Below are 16,610 nucleotides of genomic sequence, written 5' to 3' on the forward strand. Positions count from 1 at the left end.
TTAACTTGACTCCTTGTAAAGCAACAACTTGTAACGATTGGGGGATTCCTCCAGAATGGGGTGATTGGTCCCAGGTCAGTCGCGTCCGAACAAGGAAAGTCGTCAGCCATGCAGGGCAAGGGGGTGTTTCATGAATGCGCCATCGGTGCCCTGCCTTGGGTGCTGAGGGAGCAGGCTGCCGTAACGGCGTCGCCCCCGGGTCGTGGCAGGCGGTGGCTCACGGCCTTGCTGACGCTGTTCATGGCCCTGGCCGCGCTGGGCCCCTGGCCGGCCAACGCCGCCGTCCCCGCCGACACGCCCCCGCTGCGCGTGCGCTTTGCCCCCGAAAAAGACTACGGCCCCTTCATTTACGAAGACAGCGAAGGCGCGGTGCGCGGCCTGTCGATGGACATGCTGGTGGCACTGGCCGAACCCGCCGGTCTGCAGCTGGAAATCCTGCCCGCGCAGCCCCTGAAGGACATCCTGGCAGCAGCCCAGCGCGGCGAGGTGGACCTGATCTCCTCGCTGCGCCCCACCCCGGAGCGGGCCCAGTGGCTGGGCTTCACCCGGTCCTACGCCACGGTGCCCGCCGTGCTGGTGACCTTGCCCATGGCCCGGCAGCCCGGCCTGCCCGACTTCAAAGGCCAGCGTGTGGCGGTGGGCCGGGGGTATGCCGTCGAAGCCTTTGTGCGCGAAAAATACCCCGAGGTGCAATGGGTGGCCCTGGCCGACGACGCCCAAAGCCTGCAGCAACTGCAGCTGGGACTGGTCAGCGCCGTGGTGGCCGATGTGGCCAGCGTCTACTTCGCAGCCGACCGCTTGGGCCTGGGCAACCTGCAGGTGCACGCCAACATCGGCTTCGAATACCCCTTGAGTTTTGCGTTTCTGAAGTCCCGCCCGGACATCGGTGAGCGGCTCGAAAACGCCCTGCGCCAATTGCCCGAAACACAACGCAAAGCCATGCGCCAGCGCTGGCTGGAGGGCCGCCAGCAAGGCGGCGAAGACGCTCGGGTGCGCTGGTTGACCCGGCTGGGCTTGAGCCTGGCCGGCCTGGCCCTGCTGGGACTGGCACTGGCCTGGTGGCGATCGCGTGGGGCCGCCTCCGATGAAGCCTGACCGCAACACCGAGCAGACGCGGGCAGCATCGGGCCACCCTGTCGCCCAATGGCCCCTGGGCCTCGCGGCCTTGGGGGCCGCTGCGCTGTATGCGTCGCTGGCCTTCATGGGCATTGAAATCTCCCGACTGCCCGGCAGCGTGGCCACCCTTTGGTACGCCAACCTCGCTGGTGCCTGGGCGCTGGCGCATCGGCCCCACCGCGACTGGTTGCTGATGCTGCCCTTGATGATGGCCGCCAATGTCGCGGTGAACCTGGCGCTCGGTGACGCCCTGCTCCCGGCCCTGTGTTTTGTGCCGGCCAACCTGCTGGAGACCGCTCTGGCCGCCTGGGCGGTGCAGCGGGTCACGCGCTGGCCCGAGCTGCTGCGCAGCCCGACCCTGCTGGCCAAGGCGCTGCTGCTGGCCGGGGTGGCACCGGCCCTGCTGGGCTCGGTCGTGGGGGCGGCCTTGCTGGCCTGCGCCAGTGAGCAAGACTTTGCCTATTTATGGCCGCGGTGGCTGGAGGGGGGGCTGATCGGCGGCATCTCCTTGCTGCCCCTGGTGCTGGTGCTGCTGCACCGCCGGGACGCCCCCTTGCTGCGGCCCGGGCGCCGCTTGGAGGCGGTGTCGCTGCTGCTGCTGAGCGCGGGGGTGTCGCTGGTCGTGCCCCTGGCCGTGCCCTACCCCTTTGTCTACATCGCCCTGCCGCTGGCGCTGATCGCCTTGCGCCAGGGCCTGGCCTTGACCGCCATCGCCAACCTGATGACCTCGGTGCTGACTGGCACCCAGATCGGCCTGGGCCTGCTGGTGGCGCCGCCCACCACGCTGCATTGGCAACACGTGCTGTTTTACCTGCCCATCCTGGCCGTGATCGTGCCGCCGATTCTGCTGGCCACCGCCATGGAGGGCTACCGCCACGGCCTGCGGGAGCTGCGCGCGAGCGAGCAGCGCTTTCGCAACCTCTACACCCACACGCCCGCCTTGCTGATGTCATTTTTGCCCGATGGCCGCCTGGTCAGCGCCAGCGACCTGTGGCTGGAGAAACTGGGCCGACAAGGGCCCGAGGTGCTGCAGCAGCCCTTCACCCGCTTCATGCCGGCCGTGTCGGCCCAGCGCATGCATGACGTGGTGCTGCCCACCCTGCGCCGCACTGGCGTTTGCCAGGACGAGCCCTGCCAGTGGCTCACGGCCCAAGGCGAACTCATCGAGGCCCGCTTGTCCGCGGTGTGGGAGCGCGATGCCCTGGGCGAACCCAGCCGAGCCTTGGCCGTGATCGAGGACGTGACCGAGCAACAACGCCTGGCCTTGTTCGCCGCCGAGCGCGAATTCACCGAAGTGACCCTGCACTCGATCGGCGACGGCGTGGTGGCCTGTGACCCGGAGGGCCGGGTCCAGTACCTCAACCCGGTGGCGGCCAAGCTGCTGGGCAGCCCGGCCGAGGCCTTGCGCGGCCGCCTGTTTGACGAAGTGATCGTGCTGCTGGACCAAGACACGCAGCAACGGATCGACAGCCCGGTACAACGCTGCCTGCGCGAGCAGCGCGTGTCCGGCCTGCCCAGCACCGCCTTGCTGAAAGGCGCCCATGGGGCCTTGCACCCCATTCAGGATTCGGTGGCACCGATCTTCGGACGCGAAGGTCGGCTGATGGGCGCGGTGATGGTATTTCAGGACGTGCGTGAAGCGCGCGCCATGGCCCAGCGCATGGCCCACCTGGCTCACCACGACGCCCTGACCGACCTGCCCAACCGCGTGCTGCTGCAAGACCGCATCGAGCAGGCCTGCGAACACAGCCAGCGCGTGGGCGGGCAGTTTGGGGTGATGTTCCTGGACCTGGACCACTTCAAGGAGGTCAACGACTCGCTGGGCCATGCCGCCGGTGACGAGTTGCTGCGCACCGTGGCGCGCCGCCTGCAAACCACGCTGCGCCAGTGCGACACCATTTGCCGACTGGGCGGCGACGAGTTTGTGGTGCTGATCGGCCAGGTCGACTCGGCCCAGGACCTGGCCGCCGTGGCCGACAAAGTGCTGGCCCAGGTGGCCCAGCCCTGCCACGTGGCCGGTCAGACCATCACGGTGTCCATCAGCCTGGGCCTGGCCTTGTACCCGGACGACGGCAGCACGGTGGAGCGCCTGATGAAGCACGCCGACATCGCCATGTACCGGGCCAAACGCGCGGGCCGCAACCGCTATGAGTTCTTTTCAGCGCCGCCCGCCGCGCCCCCAGGCGGCGAGCCCAGCGACGCGGTGAGCCGACCGCCGCCCCCCGCTTGAGGCTGCCGCCTCAGGTCCAGCCCTGCAGCACCACCTTGCCGCGCGCCTGACCGGACTCGATCCAGGCGTGGGCGCGGCGCAGGTTGCTGGCGTTGATGGGGCCCATGTGTTCGCCCTCGGTGCTGCGCAGGCGGCCCGCATCGACCAAGTCGCTGACACGCTGCAGCAAGCGGTGCTGTTCGACCATGTCTGGCGTGCCAAAGCGGCTGCGCGTGAACATCAGCTCCCAGTGCAGGCTCAGGCACTTGGCCTTGAAGGCCATCAAGTCCACCGCGCCGGGCTCGAAGTCGTCAATCAAGGCCAGTTGGCCCTGCGGCGCCAGGGCCTCGATGATGTGCGCCACATGCTGGCCGGTGTGGGTCAGCGAAGCCGCCCGCTGCACCGGGCCGATGCCAGCCGCCTGCAGCTGCGGGCCCCACGGCTGGTGGTGGTCGATCACGTGGTGAGCCCCCAGCGCGAGGCACCATGACTGGGTGTCGGGGCGCGAGGCCGTGGCCACCACGGTCAAACCGGTGAGCTGGCGCGCCAGCTGGATCAGGATGGAGCCCACGCCACCGGCCGCGCCCACGATCAGCAAGGTCTGCCCCTCGCCCCCGCGCGCATCGGCCTGCAAGGGCACGCCCAGGCGATCAAACAGCAGCTCCCAGGCGGTGATGGCCGTCAGCGGCAAAGCTGCGGCCTGGGCATCAGTCAGCGTGCGCGGCGCGTGGGCCGTGATGCGCTCGTCCACGCGCTGCAGCTGGGCATTGCTGCCCGGACGCACGATGCTGCCCGCGTACCAGACCCGGTCGCCCGGCTGGAACAGGCTGACCGCCGAGCCCACGGACTGCACCGTGCCCACCGCGTCCCAGCCCAGCACCTCGGCCTGGCCGGCGCTGGGTGCTCGGCTGCGCCGCACCTTGGTGTCCACGGGGTTGACCGACACCGCAGAGACCGCCACCAGCAGGTCGTGCGGGTCCAGGTCGGCGGCCTGGGGCGCGGGCAGACGCAGGTCGAGCAGGGCCTCGGGGTGGTCGATGGGCAGGGGCTGGTGGTAGCCCACGGCTTGCATGGTGGTCAGAGGGGCAGCAGCGCTCATGGCAGTCCTTCAAATGGCAATCAAGAAATGAAAACGGGTTGATGAAGGAGAATCTAATTCTTCTCGAATTTCAGATAAACCTCTTTAAAAAGGCATCAGTTTCAAATGAAACTTGAAAATCTGGACGAGCTGCGTGTGGCCCTGGCCTGTGCCGAGACGGGCAGCCTGACCGCCAGCGCGGCGCGCCTGCACACCAGCCCGGCCGCCGCCAGCGCCGCGCTCAAGAAGCTGGAAGCCCGGCTCGGAGCACGCCTGTTCGAGCGCAGCACGCGCAGCATGCGCATCACCGCCGAAGGGGAGCTGTTCACGGCCTATGCGCGCCGTGCGCTGGACCTGCTGGACGAAGGCCAGGCCCAGTTGCGCGAAGGTGATGCGCAGCTGATGGGCACGGTGCGCCTGGCAGCGCCCAGCGACCTGACCCGGCGCGTGCTGCTGGACTGGCTGGACGACTTCCTCGCCGCCCACCCCGGGGTGGAGCTGCAGCTGGCCGTCAGCGACAGCCTCAGCGATGTGGTGCGCGACCAGGTCGACCTGGCCTTGCGCTACGGCGAGCTGGACGACTCGCGCCTGGTGGCGCGGCGCCTGCTGACCACCCGCCGCGTGCTGTGCGCCGCGCCCAGCTACCTCGCGCGCCACGGCACACCGCGACACCCCAGCGAACTGAGCCAACATGAATGCCTGAGCTTTGTGGTGCGCGGGCGGCGCCTGCTGCAGTGGCCCTTCACCCGCAGCGACGGGCGCGAGAGCCTGAGCGTGCGCGTGCACGGCCGCCGCAGCGCCGACGACGCCGAGATCGCCCACCGCTGGGCCCTGGCCGGCCACGGCCTGGTCTGCAAGAGCGAGGTCGACCTGCACGCCGACCTGGCCAGTGGCGCCCTGGTGCGCGTGCTGCCCGACTGGCAGGGCCTCACCATGCCGCTGTACGCGGTGCTGCCCAGCAACCGCTTTGTGCCAGCGCGGGTGCGCGCCCTGATCGAGGCCCTGGCCCAGCGCTGCCAGCAGTCGGGCATGGGCCTGGACGGGAGCGGGCCGGCGCCGGCTTCGCTACCATCGACGCCATGACCCAAGACCTGTTTCGCCAAGATGCCACGCTGCCAGAGTGCCGCGCCACCGTGACCGCCCTCAGCGAGGCCGGCGTGGTGCTGGACCGCACGGTGTTCTACCCCCTGGGCGGCGGCCAGGCCGGCGACAGCGGCTGGCTGGTGTTGGCGGATGGAAGCGAATTGCTGATTGCCGACACGCGCAAGGTCAAGGATGAACAAGGCCAGCCCACCGCCGACATCGTGCATGTGCCCGCACCCGGCCAGGAGGCGCTGCTGGCGCAACTGCAGCGGGGGCAGGGCGTGACGGCACGCCTTGACTGGGCCCGCCGCCACCGGCTGATGCGCTTTCACACCAGCACCCACTTGCTGTGCCACCTGGTGGCGCAACCCGTGAACGGCTGCTCCATCACGGCCGACGCAGCGCGGCTGGACTTCCACATGACCGAGCCGCTGGACAAAGACGTGCTCAACGCGGGCCTGGCCCGCCTGGTGGCGGCCGCGTTGCCCGTGACGGTGGGCGCGGTCAGCGACGCCGAACTCGACGCCAACCCGGCCCTGGTCAAAAGCATGTCGGTGCAGCCGCCCCGGGGCAGCGGCCAGGTGCGCACCATCCACATCGCCGCCCTGCCCGGCAGTGACCTGGCCGTGGACCTGCAGCCTTGTGGTGGCACCCATGTGGCCAACACCGCCGAGATCGGCGCCGTGGTGGTCACCAAGATTGAAAAGAAAAGCGCCCAGTCGCGCCGTGTGGTGCTGGGTTTCGCGCCCTGAGGGCGCTGGAACTTCCCCGCGCCTGCACGCTCCCACCCAGCCCATGCCCCACACCACCTTGTTTGATCGGCTCCGCGCACGGCTGCGTGGCGCCCCCCTGGGCACCGCCCTGGCCCTGAGCGCCTGGCTGTTGACCGCCCCCGCCGTGGCCCAGCTGGACCTGCGCCCCGGCGCCCACAGCCCGGCCCGCGCCCTCCAAAACGCCGCCAGCGCCAGCGTGACCACCCCCCGTGTGCAAGCCGAACTGGTGGCCCTGGCACCCCAGGGCGTGGGGCCAGGCCAGCCGCTGTGGCTGGGCCTGAGCATCACCCACCAGCCCGGCTGGCACACCTACTGGAAGAACCCTGGCGACTCCGGCCTGCCCACCCAACTGAGCTGGCAGCTGCCTGCCGGCCTGAGTGCCGGCGAGATTGAATGGCCGGTGCCGCACAAGATCCGCATCGGCCAATTGGCCAACCTGGGGTACGAAGGCACGGTGTTGTTGCCGGTGCCGGTGCAGGTCGCGCGCCACTGGCAGGCCCAGGGCGGCGCGGTGCCCATCCGCCTGCACGCCGAGTGGCTGGTGTGCCGCCAGGAATGCATTCCCGAACAAGCCGACCTGGCGCTGGACCTGCCCGTGGCCGGCTCCACGGCGGCCCAGGCCCCGGCTTTTGCGGCCGCCCGCGCCGCCCTGCCCCAGGCCTTGAGCGGCCCGCACAGCGCCCGCGTGGACGGCCAGACCTTGAGCGTGCGCATCGCCGGCCTGCCAGCCACCTGGCGCGGCCAGCCACTGACGCTGTTCCCTGAAGAACCCGAAGTGCTGGACATTGCCGCGCCCAGCGCCGCGCGCTGGGACGGTGCGGTCTGGACCGCCGAGGTCCCGCTGTCGGCGCAGCGCAGCAGCAGCCCCGGCCAGCTCGGTCTGGTGTTGCCCAGCCCGCAAGCCGGCGGCGTGGCCTACCGCGCCCAGGTGAGCGTGCAAGGCGAGTGGCCCGCCGTGGCCGCCGCCAGCACGGTGTCGCCCGCGCTCAGCGCCGCCCTGGCGGCCAACCAGTCGGCCGCCAACACGGCCGCCCCTTCCGACCCAGCAGCCACGCCGGTAGGCGCCCTGGCCTGGGCCTTGGCCTTGCTGGGCGCGCTGGTCGGCGGCTTGGTGCTCAACCTCATGCCCTGCGTGTTCCCGGTGCTGGCCATCAAGCTGCTGAGCTTTTCGCGCCACAGCGGTGCCGAGGGCGCGCGCGCCCTGCGCCTGCAAGGCCTGGCCTACACCGGCGGCGTGGTGCTGTCCTTTGCCGCCCTGGGCGCCCTGATGCTGGCTTTGCGCGCTGGCGGCGCGCAGCTGGGTTGGGGCTTTCAGCTGCAGTCGCCCTGGGTGGTGGCGGCGCTGGCCGCGCTGTTCACCGTGATCGGCCTCAACTTGGCCGGCCTGTTCGAGTTCGGCGCCTGGCTGCCCAGCCGACTGGCCAGTGCCCAGGCACGTCACCCGGTGGCGGACGCCGCGCTGTCGGGCGTGTTGGCAGTGGCCATTGCCTCGCCCTGCACCGCGCCTTTCATGGGCGCCTCGCTGGGCTTTGCGGTGGCCTTGCCGGCCGCCCAGGCCTTGGCGATTTTTGTCGCCCTGGGTCTGGGCATGGCCCTGCCCTACCTGGCCGTGGCGGTGCTGCCTGGCCTGAGCCAGGTCCTGGCCCAGCGCCTGCCCAGGCCTGGAGCCTGGATGGAGACCTTCCGCCAGTTGATGGCTTTTCCCATGTTTGGCACCGTGGCCTGGCTGGTCTGGGTGCTGGGCCAGCAAAGTGGCATCGATGGCGCGGGCTCGCTGCTGGGCCTGCTGGTGGCCCTGAGCGCCCTGGCCTGGGCCCTGAACCGCCCGGGCCGCAGCCGCCTGTACTTGAGCGGGCTGTGCGCCGCCTTGCTGCTGTGGCTGGCTTGGGTGCTGGGGCCCAACCTCAACCTGGCGCCCGAAGCCCCGGTGGGCAGCGCCAGCCCCTCCGCCGAATCCGGTTGGTCCCCCTGGTCCGAAGCGCGCGCCCAGGCGCTGTTGGCCGAGGGGCGGCCCGTGTTCATCGACTTCACCGCGGCCTGGTGCGTGACCTGCCAGGTCAACAAACGCGGCACGCTGGCCAACCCGGCCCTGCTGAAAGACATGGCCGATCAGCGCGTGGCCTTGCTGCGCGCCGACTGGACCCGGCAAGACCCCACCATCACCCAGGCCCTGAAGGCCCTGGGCCGCAGCGGGGTGCCGGTTTATGTGGTGCTGCGCCCGGGCCAAGCGCCCGTGGTGCTGTCCGAACTGCTGAGCGTGGGCGAGGTGCGCCAAGCCCTGGCCCTGCCCAACACCTGAGTCCTTCTCCCCCCCGTGCCCACCATGACCGCTGAACTGCGCTATTCCCCCCAAGCCCCCAGCCGGGCGGATGTCGACACCTGGCCTGGCGCCACGCTGCTGCAGTTTGGCACCGACTGGTGTGCCCACTGCCAGGCCGCGCAAGGCCCGGTGATCGAGGCCCTGGCCGCCCGCCCCGGGCTGCGCCACCAGTTGGTGGAAGACGGCAGTGGGCGCCCCCTGGGCCGGTCTTTTGCCGTGAAGCTCTGGCCGACCTTGATCGCGCTGGTCGATGGGCAGGAAACCGGCCGCCTGGTGCGCCCCACCGACACCGCCACCGTGGCACAGTGGCTGACCCAGGCGCTGCCGCCGGCCTGAAGCCCAGCCAAACCGGCACCGCGGCCAGGTCGACCCAGCGGTGCAGGGCAGCGACAAAATGCGCATCGCCTGACTTGGTGCAAGAAAGCGCCAGGGCCAGCCCCGGGCGCTGCTGCGACAATCGCAGGATGAGCACCTCTGCCGCCCCCACCACCGCCACCAGCAGCCGCTTTGCGCCGCTGCAAAACGACACCTTCTTGCGCGCCTGCTGGCGCCAGGCCACGGACCACACGCCGCTGTGGCTGATGCGCCAAGCTGGCCGCTACCTGCCGGAGTACGTGGCCACCCGGGCCAAGGCTGGCAGCTTCATGGGCCTGGCGACCAACACCGACTACGCCACCGAGGTCACGTTGCAGCCGCTGGAGCGTTATGCCTTGGACGCGGCCATCCTGTTCTCCGACATCCTGACCGTGCCCGACGCCATGGGCCTGGGCCTGTCTTTCGCGCAGGGCGAGGGCCCGCGCTTTGCCAGCCCGGTGCGCGATGAAGCCGCTGTGGCCGCGCTCGAGGTGCCCGACATGGACCGCCTGCGCTATGTGTTCGACGCCGTGACCAGCATCCGCCGCGCCCTGAACGGCCGCGTGCCGCTGATTGGTTTCTCGGGCAGCCCCTGGACCCTGGCCTGCTACATGGTCGAAGGCAAGGGCAGCGACGACTACCGCCTGGTCAAGTCCATGCTGTACAGCCGCCCCGACCTGATGCACCGCATGCTAGAGGTCAACGCCGACTCGGTGGCCGCCTACCTGAACGCCCAGATCGAAGCCGGCGCGCAAGCGGTGATGATTTTCGACAGCTGGGGTGGGGTGCTGGCCGACGGCGCCTTCCAGCAGTTCAGTCTGGCCTACACCGAGCGCGTGCTCAAGCAACTCAAGCGCGAACACGACGGCGTGGCCATCCCGCGCATTGTGTTCACCAAGGGCGGCGGCCTGTGGCTGGACAACATGGCCGCCCTGGACTGCGAGGTGCTGGGCCTGGACTGGACGGTGAACCTGGGCCAGGCCCGCGCCCGCGTGGGCGGCGCCGTGGGAGGCCCGGGCAAGGCCTTGCAGGGCAACATCGACCCCAATGTGCTGTTTGCCCCGCCGGCCCAGATCGCCACCGAGGTGGCGCGCGTGCTGGACAGCTTTGGCACCCCGCACCTGGACCCCAGCACCACCGGCCCGACCCACATCTTCAACTTGGGCCACGGCATCAGCCAGTACACCCCGCCGGAGCATGTGGCGGCCCTGGTCGAAGCCGTGCACACCCATTCGCGCCGCCTGCGCGGCGGCTGAGTCCCGTGGGCCCACAGGCCCAGCCTGCACCGAACACCGCCACCGGCCACGGCCGCTGGCGGTTTTTTCGTGCCTCTTGACGCCTGCCGGGGTCGGCCAAAGCCCAAAATCAAGAGCACGTCAAGAGACTTGTGCACAATTTTTCTGGTGCGGTGCACCACGGTCCCAGCGCCAGACGCAAACACCGAGAGAACTCTAAGTCATTGATTTATATGACTATTTGTTTTTGCCGATTTTCCAGGCAATCTAAGAAAAGCCTTGTGGGACAAGGCTTGCGCGCGGCTCAGGGGCAGATGTCAACAAAGTTATCCACAGCTTTTGTGAATTTCCGTAAATCCCCCTCAAAATCAAGGACTTAGCGTCGGCGTGGCGCCCATCGGTCACCTCTCTAGCCCGCTGGGTCAGCGTGTCAGCACCCGACGAACGCGAGGCACCGGTTCGCCGTCCAAAGTGGCGCCCGGGCCGCCTCAGTTATGCACAGAAGCACGCCCCTAGGTTTTCCAAACACCTGCAGCGGTTTTTTCACAGGGAAGGTTTTGAAGCACCGCTAAGTTGTTGATTTATATAGAAATCAAACACTGCCCAATAAATAAGCAATCTGTCAGAGGCCAAGGGAGACAAGGATTTGGCCTGCAACCCGCCTGGCTATCCCCAAAGTTATCCACAGAAACCCGGGATGGTGTGAATTTCCCAGTGGAATCAAGCACTTGGCACACATTGCCACCAAGCCACCTGAAGCGGACAAGTCTGTGGACAGCTTGTGCAAGGGGCGGGACAAGTCCAAGTCCAATTTGGTGCATGGGCGAATTCGCGGCGCGCTTACTTATGCACAAAATTCGCTGGCCTGGTTGAAGGTGGCGGAACCGACAAAAACGCGAGCCAAAGTGCTACTGAATCCCGATAAGTTGTTGATTCATATAGACTTAAGTTGGATGATCAATTTTTAAGCAAATCAGCCAAGCCCTTGTCACACAAGGCTTTTGTCTGTGTCGAGACACTCTATCAACAAAGTTATCCACAGAAATGCTGAACACTTGGCGCCAAGCTGCCAAATCCAGCACTCAGCGCGCATCCCCTGAACAGATCCCCTCCCCGTGGCGGGCACAAGCGCGCCGCTGACGCACAATGCCAGCCCATGCATCACCGGCTTGCCGTCGTGGTCCAGACGCCCGCGCACAGCGGCCTGTCTGGCCCCCTCACCTACCAAAGCCCCGAGGCCCTGCCCCCGGGCACCTTGGTGCGGGTGCCCCTGGGCAAACGTGAAACCCTGGGCGTGGTGTGGCCGGTGGCCGAGCAGGACCTGGACACCGAGGGCGTGACCGAGCGCCCAGTCGCCGGTGTGCTGGCCGGCTTGCCCCCGCTGGGGCCCGCCTGGATGCGCCTGGTGAGCTTTGCGTCGCGTTACTACCAGCGCTCGCTCGGCGAGGTAGCGCTGGCCTCGCTGCCGCCCCAGTTGCGCGAATTGGGACCGGAGCAACTGGCGCGGCGCCTGAAGCGCCCCCAGGCGGCCGCCCCCGACCCCGCCACACCAACGCCAGCGGGCCTGGCGCTGACCGCCGAACAGGCCGAGGTCTGCGCACAGCTTGAACAGCACCCAGGCCCGTTTTTGCTGTTTGGCGCCACGGGCAGCGGCAAGACCGAGGTCTACCTGCACGCCGTGCAGGCCCTGCTGGAGCGCGACCCGAGCGCACAGGCCCTGATCATGGTGCCCGAGATCAACCTCACCCCCCAGTTGGAAGAGCGCTTTCAGGCCCGCTTTGCGCCGCGCTGGGGCGTCCAGGCCGTGGTGTCGATGCACAGTGGCATGACCCCGGCCCAGCGCCTGAAGAGCTGGCTGGCCGCCCACAGCGGCCAGGCGCGCATGGTGCTGGGCACCCGCATGTCGATCTTTGCGTCCATGCCCGGCTTGCAACTGATCATCGTGGACGAGGAACACGACCCCAGCTACAAGCAACAAGAAGGGGCGCGCTACTCGGCGCGCGACCTGGCCGTGTACCGGGGCCAGCAAGAAGGGGCCAAGGTGCTGCTGGGCTCCGCCACGCCCTCGCTGGAGAGTTGGCACCACAGCCGGCCCAGCGCCGAGGGCGGGCGGTACCAGCGCCTGCTCATGCCCACCCGGGTGGGGGCGGCCGCCGACGCCGGCCTGCCCCGGGTGCGCCGCGTGGACATGAACCGGCAAAGCAAGGGCACGGTGTTCTCGCCCCAGTTGGTGAGCGCCATGCAAGAGCGCGTGGCGCGCGGCGAGCAGGTGATGGTCTTTTTGAACCGGCGCGGCTACGCCCCGGTGCTGCACTGCAATGACTGCGGCTGGAAAAGCGAGTGCCCGCATTGCAGCGCCTTCCGCGTCTTCCACCGCATTGACCGCACCCTGCGCTGCCACCACTGCGGCTTCACCCAGGCGGTGCCGCGCGCCTGCCCGGACTGCGGCAACCTGGACATCGCGCCGCTGGGCCGGGGCACGGAGCGCTTGGAGGAGCAACTGGCCGAGCTGATGAGCGAGACCTTGCGCCCCGACGGCCAGCCCGCGCGCATCGCCCGCATCGACGCCGACAGCACCCGGGCCAAGGGCGCCCTGGAGAGCCAGTTGGCCCAAGTCCACGGGGGCGAGGTCGACGTGCTGGTCGGCACCCAGATGATCGCCAAGGGACACGACTTCCGCCGGGTCACCCTGGTGGCGGCCATCAACCCGGACGGCGCGCTGTTCTCCAGCGACTTCCGTGCGCCCGAACGCCTGTTTGCCCTGCTCATGCAGGCGGCCGGCCGGGCCGGGCGCGACGCGGCCTTTGTCAGTGCGCAAAAAAGCGAAGGCGAGATGTGGGTGCAGACCTTCTACCCCACGCACCCGCTGTTCGAGGCGCTCAAGACCCACGACTACCCGGCCTTTGCTCAGGCCCAGCTCGAAGAGCGCGAGCAGGCCGGCATGCCGCCGTTTTCCTTCCAGGCCCTGGTGCGTGCGGAAGCGCGCACCCAGGCGGTGGCGCAAGGTTTTCTGAACAGCGCCAGCGCGGCCGGCGCCGAGCTGGAGGGGGCCAGCCAGGTGTTTCGCTTCTCGGCCGTGCCCATGACGATTCAGCGCGTGGCCAACATCGAGCGCGCCCAGATGCTGATCGAATCGCCCTCGCGGGCCGCCCTGCAACGCTTTCTGGCGCAGTGGCAAGCCGTGCTGCACGCCACCCGCGCCGCGCCCGAGCACAAAGGCCTGATCCGCTGGGCGGTGGATGTGGATCCGCTGCTCATTTGAGCCACCGAAACCCGGATCGGCGCCACTCGATACCCCAGAGAAGTTACAGGCATTTCAAATCGAAAAAGCCTGATCTGCCAGTCCCTGCAGGCGATGACACTGCGCAGGCGACGCGGGCCTTCGGCGAAGGCGCTTCGGGCTTGACGCGGCGCACACAAGAAGATTCTCGGGAGCACTCCAAATGAAATTCACTGCTTGGCTGGGCACGGCCCTGGCCGTCACCCTGACCCTCCACACCGGCCTGTCCGAGGCCTTTGACCTCGGCAGCGCCATCGATGCCGCCAGCAAAGGCGTCAAAGCCGCCACGCTGAGCGACGCCGAAGTCGCCGATGTGGCCCGACAGGTCAGCGCCAGCGAGGACAAACGCAACAAGGTCGCTCCAGCGGGCTCGCCCTATGCCGTGCGCCTGGGCAAAGTGGTGGCCGGACTGCAGAACGAGGATGGGCTGAAACTCAACTTCAAGGTCTACCTCACCCCGGATGTGAACGCCTTCGCGATGGCCGATGGCACAGTGCGCGTCTACAGCGGCCTGATGGACAAGATGAGTGACGACGAATTGCGCTTTGTCATTGGGCACGAGATCGCGCATGTGAAACTGGGCCACAGCAAGAAGGCTTTGCAGACCGCCTACGCCACCTCCGCTGCCCGCGACGCGATGGCCGCCTCCGGCAACACGGCCGCCGTGGTGATCAGCCAATCGGCTTTGGGCGGTTTGGCCGAAAAGCTGATCCACGCCCAGTTCTCACAAAGCCAGGAGAGCGACGCGGACGCCTACTCGGTGCGCTTCATGCAGAAACACAATTACAACCTCACTGCGGCCGCCAGCGCGCTGCGCAAGCTGCAGGACTTGGGCGGCGGTGAGAACAGCATGTTCTCCAGCCACCCGGCCCCCGGCGACCGCGCCAGCAAAGTGGAAACCCAATTGAAGGGTTGAGCTCAGGTCAGCAGCGCGACAGCGGCTGAAAAACTGACAAAGGCCGCGGCCGTGGAGATCAAGATGATGCGCGCCACGCGGCCGGTGTCGGCGTCAAAACGCTCGGCCAGCATGGACACATTGCTGGCACTGGGCAGGGCCGCCACCAGCACCACCACGGTCAGCGCAAACGGATCCAGCGGCCAGCCGGCGGCCATGGCCAGGCGCCCCACACCCCACACGAGCAGTGGGTGCAGCACCAGTTTGTAGAGCGCAATCCGGGGCACATCACCCCAGCCGCGCACGGGCAGGGCATGGCGCGAGGACAGCATCTGTGACCGCGCCAACACCGCGCCAATGGTGAACAAGGCCACGGGGGAGGCCGCATCGGCCAGCAAGGACACGGTTTTCTGCACCGGTGCGGGCAGGCTGAAACTGGCTGCCGAGGCCGCGCCACCCAGCAAAATCGACCAGGGCATGGGGTTGGCCACCATGCCTTTGAAGGCGTTGCGCAAGGCCTGGCCTGCGCCGTGCTTGTCGGCTCCGTCCAGGCGGGACAAGGCGATGCACAGCGAGGAGGTGATCACCAGGTCCACCGTGATCGTCACGATGGCCGGCCCCGCCGCCGCCGCGCCCAACAAGGCCACCAGCAAGGGCACGCCCATGAAGCCGGTGTTCGGGAAAGCCGCCACCAGCGCGCCAAAGGCGGCGTCGTTCCAGCCCACCGGACCGCCCCTGTGACGGTTTCGGGTGCTGAGCACCGTCCACGCCAACATCAACAAAGCGCACAGCAGGTAGACGAAAAACAGGCTCGCATCGAGCAACTGCGCCAGCGGCGTGCTGGCGCCAAAGCGGTACAGCATGCAAGGCAGGGCGAAGAACAGCACGAAGGTGTTGAGGCCGGGTATGGCCTCCAGCGGCAGCATGCGCCGCCGCGCGGCGAGGTAGCCGCACAGGACCAAGGCAAAAAAGGGGAAGGTGACCAGCAGGATCGACAGCACGCGGGGACGCTTTCAGCCGGAAGCCCGGCGCCGGGGTGAACAGGGCAGGTGAAGCCGCTATTCTGCCGCCGGTGGCGCGGAGCTGCTGGCGCCGCAGGCCCGGTACGCCGGGCCCAGGCGACGCGGGCAGGACGGCCTCCTGCCCGGGGCGCGTCAGCGTGTGGTCGCAGAAGTGGCGCTCGGGGAAAGCAAACTGGGCGGCAAGGCCGGGGTGTCACTGCCTCCCGAGGCGGCGCCGGTGCCTGCGCCCGTGCCCAGCGCTGCCGCTTCGGCGGCACAGTCGCGGGTGCTGGCCGTCACGGTTTGGCGCAGCACGGCCACCTCCTGCTGGGCCAAGGCCATTTGCGCGCGGAACACCGCATCGCTGTGCAAACGCGCCACGACGCCGGCGGCGACCAAACGCCCGTTGTCCACATCGCTTTGCCAGTGGGCACCACAGACCACCCGGCTTTGACCAAAGGCCAGCCCGCGCTGCAACAGGGCGTTGGTGCGCTCAGGCGAGACCTCGGACAAGAGCAGCGCCCAGGTCCAGCCAATCGCCGTGTGGCCCGAGGGGTAAGAGCCGTCCTTGGCCAAGGCTGCATCGCTGGAGGGCAGGCAGGTGCTGGTCTTGTTGACGACAAAGGGGCGCACGCGGTTGTAGTAGTTCTTGGCCTTGTAGGTGGCCAGGCCCGCATCGGCAAAGGTGCGACGCAGCAAGGCATTCAGATGGGGGCTTCGATCGGCCTGGATGTCCATGCCCAAAGCGCAGGCGAACTGGTTGGGCGCATGGGGAAAACTCAAGTCGGCGTCTTGTTTCGCCACCTCGCCCCGTGCACCCTTCTCTGCGGCGCGCGTGCTCTCAAAGGCGTATTGGTCGGCCAAGTAGGGTGGCAAGCCAGTCACGGGTGGTGGGGGCAGCAAGGCCAGGCTGTCAGGCCAGGCCGAAGGGGCCAGATAACCCCGCCACACCCCTGAGCCTGCGGGGTAGTCGCCGATCTGGCTTGACGTGGTCGGCGGCGGGGAGCCATCGGCGCTGGCGGCGCCCGAGTCAGAGCAAGCCCCCAGGCTGAGCAGCATGCACAAGGTGGTGCCGGTAGCCAAGAGCCAGTGGCTGGCTTGGCCAAGGTGAGAAGGAAAACGCATGGGCAAAGGTCTCCGTGGAAAGTGGTTCAGGGAACACATGGCCAGGAGCCCCCGGCCATCACGCGTCCGCTCGACAAGCGTTGTCGCAGCGAGCCCGACAGCGGCAGCCGCTATCATTGCGGGCCGCATTGCCTCCCCGTC

12 protein-coding genes are annotated in these 16,610 nt (G+C 68.3%); 9 read left to right on the forward strand and 3 right to left on the reverse strand.

Annotated elements, in window-relative coordinates:
• Positions 1 to 225 precede the first annotated feature (225 nt).
• On the forward strand, positions 226 to 1,095 hold the full coding sequence (locus tag PSQ39_RS02960) for a transporter substrate-binding domain-containing protein (RefSeq protein WP_273925100.1): 870 nt from the start codon (positions 226 to 228) through the stop codon (positions 1,093 to 1,095).
• Positions 1,085 to 3,346, forward strand: a complete 2,262-nt coding sequence (locus tag PSQ39_RS02965) for a diguanylate cyclase domain-containing protein (RefSeq protein ID WP_273925101.1) — start codon at positions 1,085 to 1,087, stop codon at positions 3,344 to 3,346. The genes PSQ39_RS02960 and PSQ39_RS02965 overlap by 11 nt, the downstream gene beginning before the upstream one ends.
• A gap of 10 nt (positions 3,347 to 3,356) precedes the next feature.
• Here PSQ39_RS02965 and PSQ39_RS02970 read toward each other — a convergent pair whose 3' ends face one another.
• A complete protein-coding gene (locus PSQ39_RS02970) occupies positions 3,357 to 4,397 on the reverse strand; it encodes a zinc-binding alcohol dehydrogenase family protein (protein ID WP_273925618.1) in 1,041 nt (346 codons plus the stop codon).
• 132 nt (positions 4,398 to 4,529) lie between these two features.
• Between PSQ39_RS02970 and PSQ39_RS02975 the strand changes: the two genes are divergently transcribed.
• The 7 genes from PSQ39_RS02975 (at position 4,530) to PSQ39_RS03005 (ending at position 14,364) form a co-directional block, all read left to right on the forward strand.
• Entirely contained in the window at positions 4,530 to 5,486 is a 957-nt protein-coding gene (locus tag PSQ39_RS02975) for a LysR family transcriptional regulator (protein WP_273925102.1), read from the forward strand.
• A complete protein-coding gene (locus PSQ39_RS02980; protein WP_273925103.1) occupies positions 5,483 to 6,238 on the forward strand; it encodes an alanyl-tRNA editing protein in 756 nt (251 codons plus the stop codon). The genes PSQ39_RS02975 and PSQ39_RS02980 overlap by 4 nt, the downstream gene beginning before the upstream one ends.
• A 43-nt stretch (positions 6,239 to 6,281) precedes the next feature.
• Positions 6,282 to 8,558 carry a protein-disulfide reductase DsbD family protein gene (locus PSQ39_RS02985; RefSeq protein ID WP_273925105.1) on the forward strand — a complete coding sequence of 759 codons (2,277 nt, stop codon included), beginning with the start codon at positions 6,282 to 6,284 and terminating at the stop codon, positions 8,556 to 8,558.
• 24 nt (positions 8,559 to 8,582) lie between these two features.
• Complete coding sequence (locus PSQ39_RS02990; RefSeq protein WP_273925106.1) at positions 8,583 to 8,915, forward strand: thioredoxin family protein; 333 nt, start codon at positions 8,583 to 8,585, stop codon at positions 8,913 to 8,915.
• 128 nt (positions 8,916 to 9,043) lie between these two features.
• Positions 9,044 to 10,189: a uroporphyrinogen decarboxylase gene (gene hemE / locus PSQ39_RS02995; RefSeq protein ID WP_273925107.1), complete on the forward strand. Its 1,146-nt coding sequence runs from the start codon at positions 9,044 to 9,046 to the stop codon at positions 10,187 to 10,189.
• Between the two features lie 1,135 nt (positions 10,190 to 11,324).
• On the forward strand, positions 11,325 to 13,430 hold the full coding sequence (gene priA / locus PSQ39_RS03000) for a replication restart helicase PriA (RefSeq protein WP_273925108.1): 2,106 nt from the start codon (positions 11,325 to 11,327) through the stop codon (positions 13,428 to 13,430).
• Between the two features lie 181 nt (positions 13,431 to 13,611).
• Positions 13,612 to 14,364 (forward strand): M48 family metallopeptidase, encoded by a 753-nt coding sequence (locus PSQ39_RS03005; RefSeq protein ID WP_273925109.1) that lies wholly within the window; start codon positions 13,612 to 13,614, stop codon positions 14,362 to 14,364.
• 2 nt (positions 14,365 to 14,366) lie between these two features.
• Here the strand turns inward: PSQ39_RS03005 and PSQ39_RS03010 are convergent, their stop codons facing one another.
• A complete protein-coding gene (locus tag PSQ39_RS03010; RefSeq protein ID WP_273925110.1) occupies positions 14,367 to 15,344 on the reverse strand; it encodes an AEC family transporter in 978 nt (325 codons plus the stop codon).
• 153 nt (positions 15,345 to 15,497) lie between these two features.
• Positions 15,498 to 16,469, reverse strand: coding sequence for an acid phosphatase (locus PSQ39_RS03015; protein ID WP_273925111.1), 972 nt, complete (start codon positions 16,467 to 16,469; stop codon positions 15,498 to 15,500).
• Positions 16,470 to 16,610 lie beyond the last annotated feature (141 nt).

The organism is Curvibacter microcysteis, from assembly GCF_028649455.1.
GTDB classification, from domain to species: Bacteria; Pseudomonadota; Gammaproteobacteria; order Burkholderiales; family Burkholderiaceae_C; genus Curvibacter; species Curvibacter microcysteis.